Annotated in this window: 16 protein-coding genes; 3 read left to right on the top strand and 13 right to left on the bottom strand. The window is 70.5% G+C overall.

Annotation, left to right across the window (positions count from 1 at the left end; all coding sequences use genetic code 11):
* Positions 1 to 32: 32 nt before the first annotated feature.
* Together ACIRG5_RS04030 and ACIRG5_RS04025 are read left to right on the top strand one after the other, a co-directional pair.
* Positions 33 to 1,574 carry an aldehyde dehydrogenase family protein gene (locus tag ACIRG5_RS04030; RefSeq protein WP_402899783.1) on the top strand — a complete coding sequence of 514 codons (1,542 nt, stop codon included), beginning with the start codon at positions 33 to 35 and terminating at the stop codon, positions 1,572 to 1,574.
* Positions 1,571 to 2,557 carry an acyl-CoA dehydrogenase family protein gene (locus tag ACIRG5_RS04025; protein WP_402899780.1) on the top strand — a complete coding sequence of 329 codons (987 nt, stop codon included), beginning with the start codon at positions 1,571 to 1,573 and terminating at the stop codon, positions 2,555 to 2,557. The genes ACIRG5_RS04030 and ACIRG5_RS04025 overlap by 4 nt, the downstream gene beginning before the upstream one ends.
* A gap of 95 nt (positions 2,558 to 2,652) precedes the next feature.
* On the opposite strand, the gene ACIRG5_RS04020 is transcribed toward ACIRG5_RS04025, so the two are convergent.
* The 9 genes from ACIRG5_RS04020 to ACIRG5_RS03980 all read right to left on the bottom strand — a co-directional run bounded on the left by ACIRG5_RS04020 (position 2,653) and on the right by ACIRG5_RS03980 (position 17,075).
* The gene (locus ACIRG5_RS04020) at positions 2,653 to 4,143 is read right to left on the bottom strand and encodes a thiopeptide-type bacteriocin biosynthesis protein (protein WP_402899777.1); all 1,491 of its coding nucleotides are present in this window, start codon (positions 4,141 to 4,143) and stop codon (positions 2,653 to 2,655) included.
* An 18-nt stretch (positions 4,144 to 4,161) separates the two neighbouring features.
* Positions 4,162 to 5,688: a YcaO-like family protein gene (locus ACIRG5_RS04015; RefSeq protein WP_402899774.1), complete on the bottom strand. Its 1,527-nt coding sequence runs from the start codon at positions 5,686 to 5,688 to the stop codon at positions 4,162 to 4,164.
* Complete coding sequence (locus tag ACIRG5_RS04010; protein WP_402899771.1) at positions 5,685 to 7,352, bottom strand: hypothetical protein; 1,668 nt, start codon at positions 7,350 to 7,352, stop codon at positions 5,685 to 5,687. The genes ACIRG5_RS04015 and ACIRG5_RS04010 overlap by 4 nt, the downstream gene beginning before the upstream one ends.
* Positions 7,349 to 8,428, bottom strand: a complete 1,080-nt coding sequence (locus ACIRG5_RS04005) for a hypothetical protein (RefSeq protein ID WP_402899768.1) — start codon at positions 8,426 to 8,428, stop codon at positions 7,349 to 7,351. Before ACIRG5_RS04005 ends, ACIRG5_RS04010 begins: the two co-directional genes overlap by 4 nt.
* Complete coding sequence (locus ACIRG5_RS04000; RefSeq protein WP_402899765.1) at positions 8,425 to 10,800, bottom strand: lantibiotic dehydratase; 2,376 nt, start codon at positions 10,798 to 10,800, stop codon at positions 8,425 to 8,427. Before ACIRG5_RS04000 ends, ACIRG5_RS04005 begins: the two co-directional genes overlap by 4 nt.
* Positions 10,801 to 10,838: 38 nt before the next feature.
* Positions 10,839 to 11,012 (bottom strand): thiazolylpeptide-type bacteriocin, encoded by a 174-nt coding sequence (locus tag ACIRG5_RS03995; protein WP_094030699.1) that lies wholly within the window; start codon positions 11,010 to 11,012, stop codon positions 10,839 to 10,841.
* 106 nt (positions 11,013 to 11,118) lie between these two features.
* Positions 11,119 to 13,803 (bottom strand): BTAD domain-containing putative transcriptional regulator, encoded by a 2,685-nt coding sequence (locus tag ACIRG5_RS03990; RefSeq protein ID WP_402899759.1) that lies wholly within the window; start codon positions 13,801 to 13,803, stop codon positions 11,119 to 11,121.
* A 311-nt stretch (positions 13,804 to 14,114) separates the two neighbouring features.
* Positions 14,115 to 14,738: a TetR/AcrR family transcriptional regulator gene (locus ACIRG5_RS03985; protein WP_402899756.1), complete on the bottom strand. Its 624-nt coding sequence runs from the start codon at positions 14,736 to 14,738 to the stop codon at positions 14,115 to 14,117.
* 9 nt (positions 14,739 to 14,747) lie between these two features.
* Complete coding sequence (locus ACIRG5_RS03980; protein ID WP_402899753.1) at positions 14,748 to 17,075, bottom strand: glycoside hydrolase family 3 protein; 2,328 nt, start codon at positions 17,073 to 17,075, stop codon at positions 14,748 to 14,750.
* Between the two features lie 142 nt (positions 17,076 to 17,217).
* On the opposite strand from ACIRG5_RS03980, the gene ACIRG5_RS03975 reads away from it, so the two are divergent.
* The gene (locus ACIRG5_RS03975) at positions 17,218 to 17,919 is read left to right on the top strand and encodes a BTAD domain-containing putative transcriptional regulator (RefSeq protein WP_402899750.1); all 702 of its coding nucleotides are present in this window, start codon (positions 17,218 to 17,220) and stop codon (positions 17,917 to 17,919) included.
* 159 nt (positions 17,920 to 18,078) lie between these two features.
* Here the strand turns inward: ACIRG5_RS03975 and ACIRG5_RS03970 are convergent, their stop codons facing one another.
* The 4 genes from ACIRG5_RS03970 to ACIRG5_RS03955 all read right to left on the bottom strand — a co-directional run bounded on the left by ACIRG5_RS03970 (position 18,079) and on the right by ACIRG5_RS03955 (position 22,986).
* Positions 18,079 to 20,292, bottom strand: coding sequence for a hypothetical protein (locus ACIRG5_RS03970; RefSeq protein WP_402899748.1), 2,214 nt, complete (start codon positions 20,290 to 20,292; stop codon positions 18,079 to 18,081).
* A 154-nt stretch (positions 20,293 to 20,446) separates the two neighbouring features.
* Positions 20,447 to 20,821 (bottom strand): hypothetical protein, encoded by a 375-nt coding sequence (locus ACIRG5_RS03965; RefSeq protein WP_402899746.1) that lies wholly within the window; start codon positions 20,819 to 20,821, stop codon positions 20,447 to 20,449.
* Between the two features lie 10 nt (positions 20,822 to 20,831).
* On the bottom strand, positions 20,832 to 21,398 hold the full coding sequence (locus tag ACIRG5_RS03960) for a hypothetical protein (protein WP_402899744.1): 567 nt from the start codon (positions 21,396 to 21,398) through the stop codon (positions 20,832 to 20,834).
* Positions 21,385 to 22,986, bottom strand: coding sequence for a substrate-binding domain-containing protein (locus ACIRG5_RS03955; protein WP_402899741.1), 1,602 nt, complete (start codon positions 22,984 to 22,986; stop codon positions 21,385 to 21,387). The genes ACIRG5_RS03960 and ACIRG5_RS03955 overlap by 14 nt, the downstream gene beginning before the upstream one ends.
* Between the last annotated feature and the right edge of the window lie 14 nt (positions 22,987 to 23,000).

Here is a 23,000-nt window from a genome sequence, read left to right as displayed (position 1 = left end):
GCGACATCTCTTCTGGAGTGGAGGGCCGCCCAATGCCGTTGATCCTCAAACCAGGCACGTCGTGGCACGACGTCTACTCGCAGTGCGTGGAAGCCGCACCCGAAGCGTTCCACGACGATCGGCTGCTCAACCACTTCGGCGGCGAGTGGAGTCGTTCCGGCGAACCGATGCCCGCCACCACGCCGGTCGACGGCTCCACCATCGCGGGCCCGCCGTTCCTCGGCTTCGACGTCGCGGGACGAGCCGTGGTCGCGGCCGTCGACCAGCACATCGAGTGGCGCAACGTGTCGCTGGCGGAACGCAAAGTCCGTGTGTCGGAGGCGCTGGACGCCCTCACCGAGCACCGCGACCTGCTGTCGTTGCTGCTGGTGTGGGAGATCGGCAAGCCGTGGCGGCTCGCGACGGCCGATGTCGACCGCTGCATCGAGGGCGTGCGCTGGTACGTCGAGGAGATCGACTCGATGCTCGTCGGCCGGTCGCCGCTCAACGGCCCGGTCAGCAACATCGCCTCGTGGAACTACCCGATGAGCGTGCTGATGCACGCGATGCTGGTGCAGGCGCTGGCGGGCAACGCCGTCATCGCCAAGGCGCCGACGGACGGCGGCGTCAGCTGCCTGACCCTGGCGACCGCACTGGCCGTGCGGTCGGGGCTGCCGTTGACGCTGGTGTCCGGAAGCGGAGCGGAACTCGCGCCGGTGCTGGTCGGGTCGTCGTTCCTGGGCTGTGTGTCCTTTGTGGGTGGTCGCGATGTCGGCAGTGCCATCGCGACGCGCCTGGTCGACTCGAACCGCAGGCACGTCCTGGAGCAGGAGGGCCTGAACTGCTGGGGCATCTGGGAGACCGATTCCTGGGACGTGCTCGGCACGCAGATCCGCAAGGCGTTCGACTACGGCAAGCAGCGTTGCACGGCCTACCCGCGGTATGTCGTGCAACGGTCGCTGTTCGACAAGTTCCTCAGCGTCTACCTGCCCGCGGTGCGGGAGGTGAAGTTCGGTCACCCGCTCGCCGTCGCCTCGCCCGGCGACGAGCTGCCCGAGCTGGACTTCGGTCCGTTGATCAACGACGCGAAGGCCAAGGAGCTCGGTGACGTCGTGGACGAGGCGGTCCGGGCCGGTGGCGTGCCGCTGTACCGGGGATCTTCGGACACCGGCCGGTTCCTGCCGGGCCAGCAGACCGCCGCCTACCTGGCTCCGGTCGCGATCCTCGACCCGCCGCGGTCGTCGGTGCTGCACCACGCCGAGCCGTTCGGGCCGGTCGACACGATCGTCCTGGTGGACACCGAGGCCGAGTTGCTGGCCGCGATGAACGCCTCGAACGGTGCCCTGGTCGCGTCTCTGGCCTGCGACGACGAGGCCACGGCTCGCCGGCTGAGCGAGGACGTCCAGGCGTTCAAGGTCGGCATCAACAAGCCGCGGTCGCGAGGTGACCGGGACGAGGTGTTCGGCGGGCGCGGCGCCTCGTGGCGCGGTGCGTTCGTGGGGGGCTCGTTGCTCGTGCGCGCCGTGACGGAGGGCCGGCCCGACGAACGCATGTACGGCAACTTCCCCTCCTATTCGCTCTACCCACCCACGTGACGTATCGGGCGGACCTGCTCCGCATCGTGCAGACCGTGGTGGCGCCGAACGCCGCGGACGTCGACCAGCACTCCAGATTCCCGCGCGCCGCCCTGAACGCCCTGGGCACGCGCGGTCTGCTGGGCATGACGATCTCCCGCACGGTCGGCGGGGGAGGCCAGGACGTCAGGTCTGCCGGACGGGTGGTCGAGGAGGTCGCCAAGGTTTGCGGCGCAACGGCTTCCGTCCTGCGCTCGCACTACTCGGCGTCCGCTGTGCTGGACCGCTCCGGCCCGCACTGGTTGCGTGCGGAGATCGCGGCGGGCCGGCACCTGTCGACGCTGGCGGCGTTCGGTCCGTCGGGTGAGATGTCGACGCACGGCGATGTGGTGCAGGTGCGGGCGCGCAAGAGCTGGGTGATCGCGGCCGGTGAGGCGGACAGCTATGTCTGGTCGTGCGGCTCGGAGTTGTTGCTCGTTCCGGCCGAGGCACCGGGGCTGCTGGTTCCGGCCGATCACGCCGGGATGGGCTTGCGGGGGACCGTCGCCACCTGTGTGGAGGCGGATCCCGTGCGGGTACCCGCTTCCAACCTGCTGTGGTCGGAGGAACTGGCGTTCCCGTGGTTCATGGTGCTCGGGGCCGCGGTGTCGCTCGGGCTGATGGAGGGTGCGCTGGCGGCGGCGATCGGGCATCTCGGCGGCGGCGATCCGCGCACGCGGTCCGACCTGGCCCGGATGCGGCTGCGGACCGACGCGCTCAGGGTGCTCTACAACGACACGCTGTCCGCGGTGATGTGGCATCCGGAACGGTCGGCCGACCGCGTGCGGCTGCTGGCGGTCACCGCGACGGAGGCCGCCGTCGCCGTGACGGACCTGGCGATGAAGGTGTGCGGGGACGCGGCGTTCCGCCGGGACCTGGGCATCGAGCGCCGGTTCCGCGACGCGCGGGCGGCGGCCGCGATCGAGCCGACCGTCGACGTTCTGCTGGATTCGGTGGAGATCTGAATGTCGGTTGGCGCCCCTACGTGGCCTGGGCTTCGGGCTGCCGCGATCCTCGGCCTGCTCCGAGACCGCAGGGGCAAGGCACTGGCGGTGGCCGGTCATGACGCCAGCGGCAGGAAGTAGACGAGAGCGTCGTTCACGCCGTCGAGTCCGATGACGTCGTGGGCGATGTCGTCGTAGAACCCGCCGACCAGTCCGGTCCGGATGCCCAGGTTCGCCGCGGTGACGGTGAGGTTCTGGGCGAGATGCCCGGCCTCGGTGAACGCGAACCTGAGCGCTCGCAGGCCGTAGGTCTGCCGCAGTGAGCCGAGTCTGATGTACAGGGCCAGGACGGCAGGGGTGCCGGCGAGTTCGGTGGTGCCTTCGCCGAACCACATCGAGGTCGCCTCCAGGTCCTCGATCGACGGCGCCTCACCGAACCACGTGAGGGCTCGTTCGACCTCGTTGACCTCGTAACGTCCGCGGGCGAGGCCGTCGACGTTCAGCGCGATGAGCCTGATCCGGGCGCAGTACTGGGCGCCCGCGCTCGGGTAGGGCCACCTGCCGTCCTTCGGGGACATCGCGTTCCACAACAGGGTGCCGAGCTGTCCGGCGTCGAGGTCGCCGGTCAGGTCGCGGCTGGTCCTGCGTGCCCTGAGCGTATCGGTGTCCACTGTGGATGGTAGTGACGTGGTGGCGGGCCAGGACTGCCTCGGTTCCGCGGTCTTGCGGGGCAGTTGGTCGCTGAAACCGGGAAGGAACTTGCTCGCCTCCAGGTAACGGCGGTCCGGCGCGGTCTCGCCGTCGTCGTGGAAGTCCGTCAGACCGTTGGGGGACAGGGCGGCGGCCGCGGTGGTCCAGCAGATCATGCGCTCTTCGTTGGGTGTGATGCCCATGCGGTTGAGCAGCATGTGCAGCTGCGAGGCCCAGACGTACGGCAGCCAGACGTCGAGGCGCTGCTTGGCCTCGTTGATCGTGGTGCGCCAGTGGGCGATGGCGCCTCGTGGCTCGCGGTGCCAGCGTGCGGCGAGGTCGCGGCCGCGTTTGGCGAGGAGCTGGTTGGCGGCGTGCTGGGAGCCGATGGTGGGCGCGGGGGCCTGTTCCCGGACGTTGCGCCAGCCGGAACCGAGGCTGCGCAGCCAGCTCGCGGCCTGCGGCAGGTTCAGGTCGAGCGCCTTGGCCGTCGCGATCGTCAGGTCGATGGCCGCGGTGAGGCGGGCGCTGTCGGTGTGGGCCGCCTTGAGCACGGCGACGGCGACCTCGGTGCTGTGGCAGAACACCTCCTCGGCGATCGGCAGTGCCTGCGGGCCGCCGTAGCGTTCGGTCTCCGGGACGTACTCGACCTCGCGGACGTCGCCGTGCGGGAGCCAGTCCGGTTCGCCTTGTTCTGTCGCGAATTCCTGAGCTGCGATGAGTTCTTCCAGCTGACGCTGGAGTTTGTCGACGTTCTGCGCGTTCCTGATCCTGACGCGGAGGTGCGGTCCGGTCTCCCAGTAGCGCAGGAAGTACCACTCCTGGCCGGCCATCGCGGGGGCCAGCGTCTCGGCGACGAACGTGTCGAGGTCCGCTCGGTTCCAGTTGACCCTGCAGTGCAGGCCGGTCCAGGTCACAGCTGCTCCAACGGTGGTTCAGGGAAACGGGTGGGGATGGCCCGCCTGGAGGGTGAGCCGGGCAAGGCCGTGTGTCCGGCGGTGCAGGTGGCCGAACGTCATGGGCAGCGTTCCCGGCACGATGACCTTGGCGGAGTGCAGCCCGAGGGTGGTCGCCGTGTGCGGGTCGGACTGGTCGACCGCGATCAGCTCCAGGCCTTTGGTCTTCAGATCTTCCGTGTAGTGGTCGAGCAACTCCTTGAGATCGGTGTGGTGTGGCTGGTTGTGCAGGGCTTGTGGGGGTTCGTCGCTGACCAGGCAGGCGTACCGCTCTTTCGCCTCCGGCAGGGTGTTGACCGCGACGTGGTCGTCCATGCTTCTGACCTGCGACGGGTCGTGGAGCAGGGTCAGCAGACGTTCTCTTTGGTAGGCTTCGGGGTTCTCTCGCGCGCGGTCGGCGAACGCCTCGACGTCCACGGCGACCTCGACCGCTGCCGACCGCATGGCCCTGGTGGGGTCCGGGCTGGCTCCCGCGGCGAAGAACGCCTGGGGCAGGCCTTTTCTGGTGGTTCTGGCGAGGGTGAGCACGGCCGGGATGCCCAGGTCGTTGGTGGCGTTGAGGAACAGGAGCTCGTAGCCGAGTTCTTCGAGCCGGTCGGTCAGATGGAGCAGAAGTGGGTCTGGTGGAAGTTTGATCCTGGTCAACGGCGTTTGGGCGTACCAGGCCATCAGGAACGCGTCGCGTTCGGCCACCTCGAACAGGCCGTGCAGCACCGCCTCGGTCAGGCTGTTGCCGAGCCCGCAGCCGTTGGACGTCTCGTGGAGGAACCGCTGTTCTGGTGGCGTGTACGCGGCCCAGTACGCGACCTGTTCCGGTACCTGGATCGGCTTGCGCCGGGTGTACGACCAGCCCTGCGTCCAGCGGAACTTCAGGTCCGGGTGGTAGGTGTCGCCGAAGTCGTTGAGGCCCAGCGTTTCCGGATCGAGTGCCTGGTCCGCTCCCAGCTCGGCGAACGAGGCTTCGAGGGTGCTCGGGGTGCGGGGGCGCATGCCGTTGAGTCGTTCGATCGCCTCGAAGATCGCGACCCGCTCGGCCTCTTCGAACGACGTGGTGCGGCCGTAGCCTGCGGTGTGGGAGTCGAGTTCCGCGGTGACCGTGGCCAGCGGCAGGTTTCCGGTGCGGAACAGTGCGGTGACCGGTCCGTGCCTGAAGTCGACCACGGCGTCTTTCAGTCCGTCCACGGTGGTCTTGTCGTTCGGGGTGCGGAGTTCGCCTTTGAGGGTAGCGGTTTCTTCGACGGTGCCGGGTTCCGGAGCACAGCAGGCGCCGGGTGTGATCCGGTGGGTGGACACCAGTCCGAGGTCGGTGCGGATCGCGATCACGGTGTCGTGTTCCCGGCCTTGGAGCGCTGTGACCAGAGGCTGGAACGCCGGTGCGATCAGGCCGTCCAGCCGGAGGTTCTGGCGTGGCGCCCGGGCGGTTGCCAGCCGTGCGTTCTCGGCGCAGTCGACGCAGATGTTCGCGGTCGGGCCGATGAGGACCAGGCCGCCGTCCACGCGGGTCATCGGTAGGCCTTCAATCCGGCGGCGCGGAGTTCCGGGTCGAGCCTGAGCGGGACGACCCGGACGCCCGGCAGCCTCGTGATCGCCTGCTGGAGCCGTTCTTCGCGGTCTCGCACGTCGGCGGGCCAATGCCACTGCCGCGTGACCCAGCCGGGGTTGTCGGTGCTCCTGCAGGGGGCCGCGCCGTTGAGGTGGGCGGTACCTGTGCGGCCTGCCTGGGCGTAGCCGGTGGCGGCGAGGGCCGCGAAAGCGACCGCGTCCGCGGCCGTTGCCTCGACGGCCCACGCGAGGATCTGCCGGCCGTTGCTGATCTCGGCTTTGTACGCGCCCGGTGCGAGACGCTCGACCCGGACGACCGCCGGGACGCCGAACCTCGCGGTCAGCGCCTTCCACCAGCGGTGCGCCGTCGGATCGCTGGTCCACTCGTGTGCGTCGGCCGGCTCGCCCCGGTGGTGGCGCGCGGCCCGGCGCAGTGCAGCGCCTCGGGCGTGGGTCTCGTCGATGCCGATCACGCCGTCGGTCTTGAGGGCGTTGAGGACGGCGTTGAGGCGGGCGGCGTCGGCGGTGGTGCCGATGCCGAGGGCGTCGCCTGAGGTGGCGAGGTTGGCCGGGACCTGGGGGAGAGGGCCGAACACCGGGGTGTCGACCGGGCCTAGTTCGCTGTCCGTCAGGGCTTCGAGGGCTCGCCACGGGTCTTTGGTCGGCGGGCCTTGCAGGAGTGGGTGGTAGGTGGCGCGGAGCGGGGCCGCACGGGCCACCAGGGCCATCGGGTAGGTGGTCGTGACTTCGGCGGTGGGACTGGTCCCGAGCTTGGTGGCCAGCTCGGCGGTGGCGGCTGGGTCGGGCATGCCCGCGATGGCGCAGACGAGGCGGTGGACGGCGGCGGATCCGATGAGAGCGGCCAGGATCTCGGATGGTTCGCTGGTGAGGCCCAGCCTTGCGGCGGTGCGCATAGTCGCTTCAGTGTGGAATGAAGTTGAGCTGTCGGTCGTGGGTGGGAGGACGAAGCCGACTTCGGTTCCACATCCCGCCAGAATGGTGAGATCGCCTGCGGAGACGACGAGTTCGCGGCTGGCGGTACGGACGGGCCCATCGCTTCCGTGGAGGAGATCGGCGGTCTGCTCGCTCCCGTTCGCCACTGTGTTTCCACTGGGATGCTCGGCCGCACCCTCGCCCAGGGGTGGAGTCGCCGGTCCGCTTTCGGCGGCACGTGTGGACCCTGACCGCTGAACCGCCAGCCCCACCGCCTCCGCCGCCTGAACAGCCGCGCTCTCCAGCGGTCCGCGTCCCGACACGACCACCGTGGCCTCGCGAAGCCGCCGCCAGGCCTCCACCGGTTCCGCGGCCGCCGACTCCAGCCAGGCCGCCACCTCCGGTGCGGGCGCGTCGGCACCCCACGCCGGCATCTCGACCAGCATGTCGTGTTCCCACAACTGGTCCAGGATCAGCGAGACCGCCGCCCGCACGGCCGGAGCGGCATCGTGCGGTACCTCCAGTGAGGCTCGCGGGATTCCCGCCTCCAACTGCGGAGCGAGGCGTTGCCACACCTTCCACAGGCCGGTTCCGCCCGAGAGGGTGCAGCTGGACGCCCAGCCGCGCAGGTGCAGGCCGTCGGCGGTAGGGGTGGCGGTGACGACTGGACGCAGCCGCACGAGCATGCGCGTCACCCCACCTTCGGCAGGGCGGCGAACTGTTCGGCCCAGGTGGTGCCGAGGACCTTCTGTGCGGCGTTGGCCAGGAGGTGGGCGGCGGCGTAGCGCTCCATCGGGGTCACGTCGCAGATCGCCAGGAGTTGGTAGAGGACGTTGGTGCCCAGGCGGTAGACGGTCATCGAGCGGGCGATCGCCGGGTCGGAGAGGTCCACGGTCCACATGGCCGTGTGGTAGTCGGTGAACTTCGTTCGCTCGCCGTAGTTGTAGCGGCGGATGGCGTCCTGGTCGCCCACCTCGTAGGCGCGTTCGCCGTGGCGTGGGTTGGGATCCGAAGTGAGCAGGCCCGCGTCGTAGCGTTCCTGAGTGGTCAGGCGCAGGGCGATGGTCCAGGTCTGCCAGGCCGCCTCCAAGTGCGTGGTGGGGTGGCCCTGGGCCACCTGTTCGACCAGAGCGCAGGCGGCGGAGGCGTTTGCGGTCCAGATCGAGTCCAGTGTGGACCGGACTTTGCCGTCGGGGTCGCTGGCCAGCAGGAAGTCTTCGACGTGCGAGAGGAAGGAGTGGTAGCCGTACTGCAGGCCGGCCGGGTAGCGGCTGGCGTGGACGGCCATCGCGGTCAACGCGAGTGTCGGGCGGGCCGCGGACAACGAGTGGAGCAGGGCGGGCGGGCCCAGGCGGAGGCCTTCCGCGCGCAGAGAAACGTGTGCCGGGGGCAGGAATGCGCGGGCGCGGGAGTCGTCGGTCGGCTCGATGCGCACGGAGTTGTTGGGGTGAAAAGGGGTGAACGGCGGCAGCAGCAGCTCGGCCACGGCCGCGGACTCGGCGTGAGCGAGTAAATCCGACTCGGAAAGCTCCACTGTGGAGGGATGCGCGGCCAGGTAGGAGCGCAACAGGGCCGCCACCAGCAACGCCGCCGTGGGGGCGGACGGGCCGGTCAGCACGACGCGGACGTGCGGACCGTGCAGCCAGTGGCGTTCGACGTGGCCCACGACGTCGGCGAACGTGGATTCGGCGGCGGCCAGAGCCGGTAGGACGCCGTCGCGCAGCAGCGGGGCCTTGATCGGGTCGTGGTAGTAGCAGACGACGTCGGTCATCCGGCCCTCCGATAGGTCTCCGCCACCACTTCGAGCACCTGGCCGGACGGCACCGGGAGTGCCTCGGTGAGGCGGACGTGGTCGCCGTAGCGGGACGTCAGTCGGGGCAGGCAGCGCAGGTGCAGTGCGTTGGTGAGGTCGGCGTACTGCGGTTTCGGGCCGTTCACGCGGGCCTCGAAGTCCTCGCGGGACGTGATGACGCCCCCCATGCCCGCGAACAGCTCCGCGGGCATGCCGTAGCGGGCGCGCAACGCGGTCGCGCCGGCCACCGACGAGAACGGCTCCGTCAAAGAGGAAGCCGGGAAGTCCCAGTAGCGGCGGCCCAGCACGACGTCGCGGTAGCGCAGCCGATCGGCGACGCGCACGTCACCGGCCAGCGACACCGGCTGCAACGGCGAGAGGTCGGCCGCGCCGCAGGTGAGGTCCGAGTACAGGGCGGCGGCGCGGTCGGGCAGCGAGATCGGCATGAGGTAGCCGAGGTACAGCACGTCCAGCACCGCGCCGTTGTCGCGGCGGCGCAGTCGCAGTTCGTCGTTCTGCTGGTCGTGGAACACTTCCAGGTCGTCCGGGGTGTGGTCGGCCCAGCGCGGGTCCTCGCCGATCTCCGCGCGGCCGAGCAGCGGGTGCAGGTTCGGGTTGAAGCCCTGCACCGGCCGGTACTCCACGAAACCGCGCGGGAACACACCGTCCAAAGTGGCCCGAACCGTCGCGTACGCCTCGGGTGGCAGCAGGTCGAGGAACCGGCCGGGGAACCGGCCGAAGCCGTCGTAGACGTGGTTCACCACCAGGCCGTCCGGTGACGGCTGGGCGAAGAACGAGTACGAGGTGGGCCTGGTCTTCATCCACGCGGGCAGCAGGTCCGCGGCGGCCGTGACGACGTCGTCGGTGATCACGCCGTCCCGCACCAGGTCGGCGACCTGGGCCCGGCTCGCGCCGAGACCGCCGGTCGGCACGCCGGACATGGCCTCGTGCATCAACGGCGCGCAGGCGGCGAGGCGAGACGAGCCGCCGTGACCGAACTCCGCGACGAACAGGTCGCGTGAGTGCCGCCGGATCGCGAGGTGCCGGTCGAACAGCATCAGCAACGGGGTGAGCCCGGCCAGTGATCGCACGCCGTCGTAACCGTGCTTGCGGCCAAGACGAACGGGCGACGGCAGAACGACGTCCTCGCTCAACGGCGTCACGCCACCGAGGTCCGTGCCGACGATCGAGCCCAGCTCTTCCCACGACGCGAACAGCGCGGCCAGTGCGGCAGGCCGTTCAGAAGCACCGGTGTCGGCGAACGCCAGGGTGTCCCGGTAGATCGAGATCACCCGGTCGGCGAGCTCGGGCCTGCCGGTGTCGCGCAGCCACGAGGCCAGCGCGGGACAGGCCTCGGGGTCCTGCGGGTCGGCGGGTAGCACCGGCACGAGCAGCTTGATGTCGAGCAGCAGCGCGACGTAGTGCTGCGCGCGATCGGACTCGCCGTCGGGCAGCCGGGTCGCGAGGGCGCTGGCGAGTTCGGCGGGGCTGATGCCCTTGGGGTTGGCGCCGGTGAGGCCGACCAGGAACTGCAGCGGCGGGCTGGACGCCAGTTCGACGTCCTCCTCGATGCCGACGCTGGCGCGCAACGGTCCGCGGGCGGGAACGTCGCGCCGGAACCTCACCTGCCCGCCGTCGGCGTGCACGTCGGGCGCGAGGCGGTGGGGATGGTCGAAGAGGTGGCCGCGATCAGCCAGCAGGGCGGCGATCAGCCGGGTCAGCAGCACCTGGTTGACCCGCGTGACGGCGACCGGTGTGCCGAAGTCCGGCGCGGGGGCGTCGGGGGACCAGGTGGCCCAGCCGACCGCCGCGTACCAGGACAGGGGACTGGTCTTCGACGTCGCGCGCAGGGCGTAGCGCAGCACGGTGGGTTCGGCCTTGCGGGAACGCTTGTCCCCGGCGCCGGCGCGGGCAAGCCCCTGCCAGAGGTCGCGCCCGCTGAAGACGGCGGCCTTCCGCAGGGGCTCGGTGCCGCACAACGACGCGAGCACGTCGCGTTCGGCGGCGAGCGCGTCCGGCAGCAGCCGCTCGATCTTCGCGGTCACGTCAGCGCGGTGATCCATGGCCGACAGCCACTCACCGAGCTGCGGAAACCGCGAGACCAGCCCGTCAGCCTCCGAGCGAAGGGAAGGCCGGGGCAACCGTCCGTTGTGGACGTCGCGGCGCAACGGCAGCACGACGGTGCGGTGGTAGGCGTCGGAGTGCGTGCCGGCGCTGTCGTGCAGCAGGTCCGACACCGGGCCGGCCAGCGACAGCAGCGAGGCTTCGAGCGCCGCCAACGTCTCCACCGCCCGCCGGAACGGCGCTGCCGTCGCAGCGCCGTCCGGGTGCGGCAGGGCCGCCAGGCGCACGAGTGCGTATGGCGCTGTTTCTCCCTGCACGCGTTCGCTCACGCGTTCTGGACGGGAGGCTGGGTGCAGCTGCTGCACGACGAGCTGCCACACGAACACGACGAGGCGCCTCCGGAGGCACCGGACTCCGGCAACGCGACCGAGTCGCGCAGGGAGGTGACCGCGAGGTCGCCGAGCTCCAGGTCGTCAGGGTCGAAAGAGAGATCCTTCATGCCGTGTCCTCACGTCTTCAATTGTTGTTGAACTCGCCCAGGGGCTGTTCAGCCAGGCTGAAGAAACGCGATACGGCACGGATCGCGCTTTGCTTGATCGCACGCGCTACAAGCGGCCGCGGACCTCGTCGGCCTTGGGCTCGCCCAGTTCCTCGAACAACGTCACGGACTCCAGCCAGCACTTCTCCGCGCCACGGCGGTCGCCGAGTCCGTCCAGCGCCAGCCCGAGGTTGTCCAGTGACTCGGCCTGCCCGTAGAGGTCGCCGATCGCCCGGAACATCTCCAGCGCGCGGTCGACGTACGACACGGCCTCGGGGAAGTCGAGCAGCCCCCGGTACACCTCGCCGATGTTGTTGAGCAGGATCGCCTCGCTGTACGGGTCCTTGATCTCCTTGCGGATCTCCAACGCCCGCAGGTAGCGCGCCAACGCGACGTCGAACCGGCCCGCGTCGGCGTGCAGCAGCGCGATGTTGTTCAGCGTCACGGCTTCCGAGTGCAGGTTGCCCAGCTCACGCGCAATCTCGGCGGACTGCTCGTAGCACGCCAGCGCGTCCTCGGGCCGGCCCGTCACCATGTAGACGATGCCGAGGTTGTTGAGAGCCGGTTCTTGACGGGCTTTGTCGCCGGTCGCGCGGAAGATCGCTATCGCCTGCTGGTTGCACTCGATGGACTCCTCGTGCCGCCGGACCTCGCGCAGCGCGATGCCCAGTGTGATCAGCATCCTGCCCTCGGCGCTGCGGTCACCGACCGAGCGTGCGGCGGCCAGCGCGACGCTGTGCGTGTCGAGCCAGTCCGCCCAGTGCTTGCGCAGGTTGAAGAAGTCCCACAGGCATTGAGCCAGGCTCCAGCAGTGCTCCGGCAGTTCGTGACCGGCGGCGTCCCGCACCGCCGCGACCAGGTTCGCGCGTTCGGTGTCGCACCACAGCAGGGCGGCGTCCCGGTCGGCGAACGAACGTGCGTGCACGACCGGGTCCGCGGGGCTGATCTCCAGCTTGCGCTGCGGGTTGAGCTGCTGCGCGCTCTGCCACGACGTGTGCACGTACCAGTCGAGCACGCGCCGCCTCGCCAACGCGCGAGCGGGCGGCGGTTCGGCGGCGGTGACCTGCTCGACGGCGTAGGTGCGCAGCAGGTTGTGCAGGCCGTAACGGCCGGGGGTGTGTTGCTGCAACAGGTGTTCGTCGAGCAACGTCTCCAGCAGGTCGCCGGCCTCGTGCGGGGTCAGCCCGGCGAGTGCGGCGGCCGAGTCGGCGGAGAAGTCCTCCCCGGGGTGGAGTCCGAGGAGTCGAAACAGGCGCCTCTGGTTGTCCGGCAGCGCCTGGTACGAGAGGTCGAACACGCCCCGGACACCGAGACCGCCTCCCCGTTCGAGCTGGTCCACCAGGTCCCGCATCGTCCACTGTGGACGACGAGCGAGTCGCTTGGCTGCCAGTGCGACGGCGATCGGCAGGTGGCCGCACAGCTCCGCGATCCGTTCCGCGGCCTCGAGATCGGCCTGCACGCGGTCCTCGCCGGCGATCCTGGAGAGCAGCGCGAGCGCCTCACCGGGCGTGAAGACGTCGAGGAACAGCGACTGCACGCCGTCGAGCCGCAGGAGCGTGCGGCGGCTGGTGATCAGCACCATGCAGGTGGAGCTGCCCGGCAGCAACGGCCGCACCTGGTCCTCGCCGGCGGCGTTGTCGAGCAGCACCAACGCGCGCTTGTCCGTCAGCCGGTCGCGGTAGAGCGCGGCCCGTTCCTCCAGCGAGGCCGGGATCTGGCCGCCGGGCACACCGAGCAGCCGCAGGAAGCTCTCCAGCACGGCGGACGGGTCCGCGGGCAGCTCGTCGGCGTCGAAGCCGTGCAGGTCGGCCCACAGTTGCACATCCGGGAAACGCTGAACGAGCCGGTGGGCCGCACGGACGGCCAGCTTCGTCTTGCCGACCCCGGCCATGCCCTCGATCGCGGAGATCACGACGGTGGTCTGCGGTCCCGGCTCGCACAGTCGCCGCAGTTCGGACTCCCGGCCGGTGAACTCGGCGATGTCCATCGGCAGCTGGCGATGCGCGTTCAAAGCCGCGGGCGAGGGCACCCGGCTTTCGAGGATCACCTGCTGCAACTGGCGCAACCGCGCGCCCGGCTCGACGCCGATCTGCTCGACCATGTGCCTGCGGGCCGTCGCGAAGGCTTCCAGCGCCTCGCTGCGCCGGCCCGAGCGATCCAGCGCCAGCATCAGCTGCGCCCAGAGCTCCTCGCGCAACGGGTGGAGCGCGGTCTCCCGCCGCAGCCGGTCGATCACGTCGTCGAACCGGCCGAGTTCCAGCGAGGTCTTGGCGAACCGCTCGACGGCGGTGAGACGGCGTTCCTGGATCCGGGTGAACTCGGCGCGCAGCAACGGTCCCGCGTTGAGCTCGGCGGTCGGGATGCCGTGCCACCGGCCCAGCGCCTGACCGAAGAGGTCCGCGGCCGCTTCCGTGTCGTTGTCCGCCAGGGCGGTCTCGCCCTCGCGGACGAGCTGGTCGAACGCGTCGAGGTCCAGTTCGCCGGGTTCGACCACGAGCTGGTAGCCGTGACCGGGATGCGTGATCAGCCGTTCACCGAGGACCTTGCGCAACCCGGCGACGTACGTGCGCAGGTTCGACTCGGGCGACACCGGCGGCGAATCCCAGACCGCCTCCGTCAGCTGTGCGACGCTGACCGCCTCGTTCGCGTGCAGCAACAGCATGGTGAGCACCGCGCGCTGCCGGGGTCCGCCCAGCTCCAGCAGTGTGCCCGTCCGCCGTGCCGCCAGCGAGCCGAGCAGCAGGAACTCCACGGGTATATCGCTCCTCGATGATCCAGGCGTTGGGGTGCACAGCCATCCTCGCGCACTTCCTGACGGTCTGTGCGCGGCCTGGGCGAAATCTGTGCACGCCCCCTGTCATCTTTGTGTCCAGAACCGGTACCTGCGCCGCCGGGCCCGAGAAACTCCCGGGAGTGGGGGTCGGCGCAGTTGCCGGATCTGGTTCCCCCAGAACCCGGCCGGCGTGTGAAAGTCACCGCACACGTCGGCCACCTTTCGCAAGACCGGTGGCCCGGGCGGGTCCCCCAGACTGAACCGGGCCACCACCTTGCTCTTCGGGGCTCTCAGCGAGCCCAGCGGGCGCGCAGAGTTCCCGCGAAAGCCTCGAATTCGGCCGTCATCGACACTTCGTCCGGTTGGAGCAGCCACTGCTGCTGCAATCCGTCGATCACCGCGATGGTCGTGCGCACGATCGAACCGACCGGGGCGTCCGCCGCGATCTCGCCGCGTTCCTGGCCTGAACGCACGGCGTCGGCCAGCCATCGCTGCAAGCCGCTGTAGTGCTCCCGCACCCACGTGTGCGCGGGATGGGCGGGTTCGGTCGCCTCGGCGGCCAGTCGTACGAACAGGCCGACCAGGTGCGGCCGCGTCGAGTTGCGCGCCACCAGGGCGGCCAGCGCGTCGAACGCCGCCCAGCCCAGCGGCGGACCCGCGCTTCCCGCGAGGAATTCGCCGTCCTGCCGGTCGCGTTCCTCCAGCACGGCCGTCAGCAGCGCCGCCTTGCTCGGGAAGTGGTGCAGCAGACCGGACTGCGAAAGCCCCGTCCTCGCCGCCACGGCCGCCACCGAGGTTCCCTTGAAACCGGTCAGTGCGAACAGTTCGGTCGCCACGGCCACGGCTTTGGCCCTGGACTCCTCACCGGAGACGTCCACCCGCGACTTGGCCCGGTACCGGGGCGGGACCGACACGGCGTCACCTCACTCCTGATCAGCGGGCAGGGTAACGCGGACGTCGCCGAGCCCGCGGGCGATCAGCACCTCGCCGCCACCGATCGGCTGCCAGCCGTCCGCCCAGACCCGTTGCACGCGCTGCGAACACGACACCTCGACCTGCACTTTCTGCCCCGCCTCGACGTCCGCGACCGCCCAGCCGATGAGCCGGACGGGTTCGCCGGCCGGTCGCAGGTAGACCTGCACGACCTCGCGACCGGGTCGTTCGCCGGTGTTCGTGAGCTCCACCGACACCGAGCCGACGACACCATCCACAGTGGACCCCGACGCGGTGCCGTACTCCCAGGACGTGTAGCCGAGTCCGTGGCCGAACCAGAACAACGGATCGCTCGCACCGCGGTAGCCGATCGCGGTTCCTTCGGAGTACACCAGTTCGCCGTTGGACGGAATCAGGGGCAACGCGTCGGAGTCGGCCCGCGGGAACGTCGTGACGAGACGCCCGGCCGGTTCGATGTGCCCGAGCAACGCGGCCGCGACGGCGTCACCGGCTTCCTGACCGGGCAGTCCCGCCCACAGCACCGCGTCGACCTGCGCGAGCCACGGCATGAGCACCGGCGTGGCGGCGTTCACCACGACCACCGTGCGCTTTGCGGCCGCCGCCACCGCCGCGACCAGTACGTCCTGCTCGCCGGGCAACGCGAGCGTCGTCTTGTCGAAGCCCTCGGTCTCCTGCTCCTCGGTGAGTCCGACGACCACGACCGCCACCTCGGCCTCGCGCGCGGCCCGCACCGCGGCACCGATCGTGTCGGCGGGAGCGCGGGGGACCGGCTGGGTGATCAGACCGACCAGCGCGCTGGCCTCGCGGACACGGGCCGTGATCCGGTCGCCGGGCGACAGCAGGACCTCGGCCGTCCAGTGCGGCGGCTTCAGCAGCGCCTCCTCGACGATGCCGCCGGTCCAGGCCAGAAGCGTGGCGTACTGGCGTCCGGCGACGTCCAGCGTCCAGTCGCCGAACCCGCGCACCCCGATCAGCATCCGCGTCGGCTCGTCCAGCACGACCTCGCCGGACACCTCGATCGACGCCGCCCCCTGCGCCCATCCGCCGTACGCCGCGAGCTCGGCGATCTCCATCTCGCGGGATGCCAGCACTTCGCCATCAGCGTCGTACGTCGTGGCGCGAATGTCCTTGAGCACCCCGGGACCGGGAGCGGCGTACCGGAGCCGGACCTCGACACCGTCCACAACGGACACGGTGCTTCCGAGCTGCGAGGTCAGGCCGTCCGCGATGCTGATGACGTGCGGCGGCCGCACCCCGGCCGAACCGCCACCCTGCGCGACGGTGTCGATCGCGTGCCGCCCGATCAGCGCGACGCTGGAGTCCCGCAACGGCAGCACGCCGGAGTTCTTCAGCACGGTCATGCCACCCGCCGCGAACCTCCGCAACTGCTCGCGGCGCACTTCGCTGTCGGGCGCGGGCAGATCCCGCGGCCAGGAGCGTTGCTCACCCAACGCCCCGGTCCGCGACGCGAGAAGCAGCAACCGGCCCAGGTGGTCGTCGACGGTCGACTCGGCGACCTCGCCGGCCTTCACGGCCGCGACCAACTCGTCCTCCCACGGTCCACCGGGACCGGGCATGACCAGGTCGAGGCCGCCGTTCGCGCTGGCAGCCGTGGACTTCGTGGCGAACCAGTCGGACATGAGCAGGCCGTCGAACCCCCACTCGCCCTTCAGCACACCCTCGACCAGTGCGGTGTGCTCGGTCGCGGGGACGCCGTTGACCAGGTTGTAGGCCGCCATGATCGCCCACGGCGCGGAGTCCTCCACGACGATCTCGAACGGCAGCAGGTAGATCTCGCGCAACGTCTTCTCGTCCAGCACCATGCTCGCCGTGCGCCGCTCGGTCTCGGACTCGTTCGCCACGTAGTGCTTCGGCGTCGCCGCGATGCCCTTGCCCTGCAGCCCTCGCACGTATGCGGCGGCGATCATGCCGGTGAGCAGCGGATCTTCGCTGTAGGCCTCGAACAGGCGGCCACCGAGCGCCGTGCGGTGCAGGTTGATCGTCGGGCCGAGCACGACGTGGACCTGTTGTGCCGCCGCCTCGTCCGCGAGCACCTCGCCGACCTCGCGGGCCAGCGCCGGATCCCAGTGCTGGGCGAGCAACGTGGCGTTCGGCAGCACGCAGGCGATCGTGCCGCCCCGCAGTTCGGCGCCGCGGACACCGGTCGGGCCGTCGGACACCTTCAGCGACGCCAGCCCGATCTCCGGCTCCGGGTGCAGCGCGAACAGCGCGGAACCGGTCAGCAGCCGGACCTTCTGCGGCAGGTCCAGGCGGGCAATCGCTTCCTTGGTGTCCATGCGTCCGAGCAGACCAGAACTACCGACCGAGTGGTCGGTCGGTAGACCGTTCTGTTACTGCTCGGTTATGGTGCCGTGATGTGACGCGGCGCGGCACACCCGTGGCACGCCTCTACCTGTGTCCAAGGGGAGGGGAATGGTGATGAAGATCGAGGTGCGGCTGCTCGGGCCGCTCGAGGTGCGCGGACCGAACGGGCCGGTGCACTTCACCGGGGCACGGCGGCGAGCCGTGTTCGCGTTGCTGGCGTTGCGCACCGGCCGGCTGGTGTCGAGGTCGGCGCTGGTCGACGGCCTGTGGGGCGAGGACGTGCCGCCCACGGGGACCAAGACGCTGCAGGGGCACATCGCGAAGGTCCGAAGAGCGCTGGAGGTGGCCGGTGCGGACGGCGTGGTGCTGACGCGCGAACCCGGCTACCTGCTCGACGTCACGCAGGTCGTGGTGGACGTCGAGGAGTTCGACGAACACCTGCGGTGCGGCAGGTACGCGGAGGCGCTGGCGTTGCACCGCGGTGATCCGCTGGCGGACTGCCCGGTCGAGGGCTGGGCGGGCGCGGAGATCGTGCGGCTGCGGGAGGCGCTGGCGTTCGCGGAGGAGAACCAGGCGGCGGCGCTGTGCCTGGACGGCCGGTACGCCGAGGCGATCACGCAGCTCGAACGGCTCGTCGCGCTCTACCCGTTGCGGGAGTCGCTGTGGGAGCTGCTGATGGAGGCCCAGCACCGGGCGGGCCGCGCCGGTGACGCGCTGCGGACCTATCGGCGGGTGCGGGCGCTGCTCGTCGAGGAGTTCGGCATGGAACCGGGCTCGGCGTTGCGGCGCAGGGAGGCCGCCGTTCTGGCGGGGTAGGGGCTCCGCGACTCGTGTCGGGGGTGCGAGCCGCGGAGCGGGATCGTGGCTCGCCCTGGGGGGTGCGAGCCACGATCCGGTTCTCCCCCCGAAGAACCTGTTCTCCCCTTGCCCCGAAGTCTGCGGGCCCGCGGTGGCCAACCGGTTGCCGCGCGGTGGTCAAGATCGCCCGGGCTGGTACGAACAGTGATAGCCCGTGGTCACGGCCTTGCGCAACGCGTCCGCCGTCGGCTGCTCGGTCGCCGCGATCGTGTCGATGGCGCGGCGGATCGCCTTGCGCACCGCGGTTCTGGCGCGTTCGGCCGGGCCCGCGAAGTTCCGGCCACGACCGCCCATGCCGGTCTCGCGTTCGAGGTGGCTGAGCAACGCCTCCAACTCGGCTTCGGCGCGCGGCGTCGGGTTGTCGTCGAGCTGCGCGCGAAGGTCGCGGATGCGCGTGAGATAGGCGGCGCGGGCCACGGGATCGAGCACCGGCTGGTTTCCGCTGTCCTGCCCGCCGACGAGTTCGAGCGCGGCGATCTCGACGCCCGGATCGGCCACGAGCCGCGCGAGGTACCGCATGCCCACCAGGTCCTCGACTCGGGTTTCCCTGCCCTGGTGGGAGACGATCCACCACGCGTTCTCCTTGCGGATCACGATCCGGCCGGACAGCCCGTCGCGGGCCTGCGCCCACATTGCGGCGCGCGCGGTCATGCCGATCGCGTTCGCGTCGCTGATGGCGACGTCGAACAGTGCCCTGCCCCGCTCGCCGCCGACGGTCTGGGCCAGCGTGGCGCGGGCGTAGGCGGTCATCGGCAGGTTGCCGAGCCGGATGTTGGTGGTGACAGCGCGTTCCAGGTGCCCAGTGGCGATCGCGGGCTCGCCGAACGTCGTGGCGGCGATGCCCAGCAGCAGTTCGGTCGAGCCGAAGCAGACGATCGCGGTCGCTGGCACGACGGGCAGCGGTGCGAACGGTTCGAGCAACCGGTAGGCCTCGCGGGCGATGTCGGCCTCACCCAGCGCCGCGGCCACGTGCACCACGCAGAACAGGCACGTGATCCAGGTGCTGGACAACGGAACCGCGGTGAGCCCGTTGATCGTCAGCCGGTGCAACGCCGACCGCGCGCGATCCCGTTGGCCTGCTTCGAGCGCCAGCAACGCGAGCGCGGCCTCGAAGCTGAACTCCAGGTCCGGCAGCGTGGGGGAGTGCGTGACCTGCTCGGCCAGGTCGACCAGTTCGCCGCCGCGGCCCTGCAACCAGCGGATCGCGAACAAATGCGTGCTGTGGAACGTCTCCGCGTCCACGTCGCCCGCTTCGAGCCCGAGTCGCAGGCAGGCCAGGGACTTCTGCTCCGCCTCGGCGAACCGCCCTGCGCGGATCGTCCGCATGACGTCCATCGCGGCGTGGAAGAACAGCAGCCCCGGATAGCCGGACGCCCGCCGCGCCAGCTCGACCTGCGACCGTTCCGCGTGCGGGTCGCCCAGGCAGAACAGGTCCATCGTGCGGCGGCACAGACCGCTGAGCGCCAACAGGTCCAGCCCCGCCGCCGACGCCACGGAGATCAGCTCGTCGGCCAGCGCCAGCCGGAAGGCCGTGTGCTCCGGCGACCACAACGCGTGATGTGCCAACGACAAGGCCTCGGCCAGGGTCAACTGGTCGCCGGTGTTCCTGGCCTGCTCCAACGCTTCCAGCACGCACTCGGTCTCGCGCCGGTCGTAGGCCTGTTCGGCCGCGAGCCTCGTGACCAGCCGGGTGCGCAGCGGTTCGGGAGGCTGTGCGGCGACGGCCTCGCGCAGCCGGGCGAGCGCCAGCGCGCGGTCGGCCCGGCCGCGGAACTTGTTGACCCACATGCCCGGCAGCCCGAGGGCCGCCTCGGGATCACCGTCGCGGGCGGCCTGGTCGAGCAGGTCACGGGCCTCGGTGATCCGGCCCCTGGCCAGCACGGCGTGCGCCCGTTCGACGAGCCGGACCGCGTCGTCCAGCGCGGTCGTGCCGGTGGAGGTGACAATGATGACCACGGGCAACAGGTGGGCCGTACCGGCCACCATTCGGGTCAGCTGGAACGCCTCCTCGCCTGCCACGTCGACGTCGTCCATCAGGATCAACGCGGGCGTGCGCCTGAGGACGTCGACGACCTTCTGCGCGCAGACGTCGGGTTCGGTGTCCAGCGCCGCCGCATCGCCGCCCAGACCGGCGAGGACCGCGTGCCACGGCCAGTACGCGGGGGCGTCCGCGCGGCAGGTCGTCCAGACGACGGCGAGCCCCCGCGCCTGAGCCTGCTCCACGGCCTGGACCAGGTACTGCGTCCGTTCGGCGCCCGGCGGCCGGTTGACCGCGACGAGCTGCCCAGAGCCCAGTTTCGCCCGTTCGAACGCCGACTCCGGCACCAGCACCGCTTCACCCTCGAATGCACTTCTTCAGCCAGGACTGGGGCAACCTAGCGGAGGGCGGTGACCGGCACGTACGCGGTCAAGACGCGTTCAGGTGCGTTGATGCGAACAGCGGATCGGGTGTAGTCCGTGAGCGGGCATGGTCCGCCGTGCCGGGTCACGCAGGCTGATGGGGGAACATCGCGTACGACAGGTCGTCCGTGAGCGGGGTGGAGAGGTGACCTTCGCCCTCGGTGTCCTCAAAGGACAGCAGCGCGCCCGCGCCGAACTCGCGCCGCTCGCCGTCCGACACCGTGACGGCGGCTCGTCCGGTCAGCACGATCAGCCACTGCCTGCGCGGCGCGACGTGGAGTTCCCACTCCGGTGTGCCGCCGGACGGTTGTTCGACGACCAGCATCGAGGCCGCGGGAAACGGGCCTGAGACGAGCAGCGGTGGCACGCCCTCGACCGTGACCGTTGGTGTGCCGTGCACCTCGACGTCCTCGAAGGCCGATTTGCCGTTCTCGTCCGCGAAAATCCGCACGTACCGCATGATCCCGAGGCTACCCGCGATCTTCGAGGTAGCGGGTGTGGTCTGCCTGCCGTTGCGCGTCGGCCGCGTGGAACCGTTCCGCGGTCCGGACGGCGTCGGCGTGCAACAGGTCCAGCTGCCGCACCAGTTCCGCGCCCGAGCCACGTGCGGCGGCGTACCACCACGGCAGGTTCAGGTAGGTCTGCACGGACAGCGGCAGGTCAGTGCCGACGAGCCGGGTCACGGCGTGCAGCGCGTCCGGGTCGGCGCGCAGCTCACGCGGGCGGTCCAGCATGCCGCGCAGCACCTCGGCGATCTCCGCGAACCTCGGCGCGACCTCGTCCGGCACCCGGAATCCCCGGACCCGCTCGACCAGCGCGTCCAGTTCGGACCGCAACGCGCCGGCTTCCTCCTCCGGGTCGGTCACCAGCGTGACGCGCTCGGGCGGTGCGACCAGCGCTCCCACGCCGTAGAGACCGATCACGACCAGGACCCAGTAGGAGCCGGCCAGTCCGGCGAAGTGCAGGCCGAGGCCGATCAGGCCGCCCGTGCAGCCGGCGAGGTTCTTCCAGGAGGCGAGGTGTCTACTGATAGCCACGGATCTCCCTGAAGGCGGACGACAGCGAGCGGCTGCGGGCGTCGAACACCTTGCCGCCGCTCATCTTCGCCACCTGTTCCATCTCGGCCGTGGCGCTCTCGCCGAACAGCACCGGGAAGATCGGGATGCCCTTCAGGTTCTGCGGCAGACCCTGGTGGAACAGCTGGAAGTCGGTGACGTCCTCGCTGCCGGTGTTCTCGCCGTCGGTCATCAGCACGATCGACGTGAAGCGGTCGGGGTCGGCGTCGATCTGCTGGCGCAACACGTCGTAGCCGCCGCGCAGGCTGCTGTAGATCGCCGTGCCGCCGGCCGCGTCGAGTGACGTGGCGGTGTTGCGGATCTGGTCGAGGATCGGGCGCGGATCGTCCTGCGGCACCTCGTACTTCACCGCGGGCCGCGCGCTGCTGCTGAACGGCAGCAACGTCACCTGCTCGCGGCCGTGGAACCGGCTGAACTTGCCGGCGAGCGACTCGTCGGCCCCGGTCAGCCCGACCAGCGCCTGACGCAGGCCGTCGATGCGGTCGCCCTGCATCGAGCCGGACGTGTCGAGCACGTAGAGCGTGCGCGACGGGCGGCGCAGCTGGTCGAAGTACGTGGTGACCAGACCGTCCACAGCGGACTGGCTGCCGGGGAACGGCAGCTCGACCAGGTCCCGCACGGTGAACCTGGCGTCCGGCTGGACCTGCGGCACGGCCGGTCGGCGGTGCGTGGTGTCCATGATCCTGCGCTGAACGTCCGCGCCGCGCAGGTACTCGGAGAGCTTCTGGTGCGCCTCACGGGCTTCCGACGACGCCGACGTGAGCAGCGTGAGCGGATAGTCCGCAGTCACCACGCCGTCGCTCGGGTAGACCAGCGTCAACGGGTCGGGCGACGACAGCAGCACCGACTCGTAGTTGATCAGACCGTCCACTTCGGCACCGGGGTCCTCGCCCTTCGCCCGGCGCTGGTAGGCCTCCGACAGCCAGCCGGACGAACCCGCCGACAGCGTCTGCGCCGAGAAGAACTGCTTGAGCTGCGGCGCCACGGCGTCGATCTTCGCCGCGTCCAGCGCGGAGCCCGACCCGGACAACGCGGCCGCGACGCCCACCAGTGCGGAGAACCCGGAGTTGGACGCGGACGGATCGGTCATGCCGTAGGTGAACTTCCGCGCCCCGGCCGCCGCGGCGATCTCCGCCCAGCCGACGCGCCGGCCGTCCCAGCCCAGTTCCGCGACCTTCGCCGCGGGCAGGCCCAGCACGACCGGGGAGGACATCACCTTGGTCGGCGTGCCGAGCCGCTTCTGGGCCTCCGGCACGAGTTCCAGGTAGCGGTTGGAGGAGAACCAGACGGCGTCGAAGCCCTGTTCGGCGGTGCCGCTGGCGACCTTCTCGGCGCCCTCGATGGTGCCGGTGAAGCTGAACTTCACGGAGATCCCGGTGGCTTTGACGGCCTCGTCGAGGATCGGCTGGAGGTCGGCCAGTTCGCTGCCCGCGAGGACGCGGAGGGTGCCAGGGGTGGCATCGCCGACAGGTTTGGACGGGTCGGCTTCATTGGAACATCCCGCCAGCAGCGCCACTACGGCGACCGCGGGGATGAGGCGGCGGATCATGCGGGCTCCTTGGC

This window comes from Lentzea sp. NPDC102401 (assembly GCF_044765805.1).
Lineage (GTDB): Bacteria > Actinomycetota > Actinomycetes > Mycobacteriales > Pseudonocardiaceae > Lentzea > Lentzea sokolovensis.
Note: the sequence above shows the minus strand (reverse complement) of the source record. Positions and strands in the feature narration are given on the sequence as shown.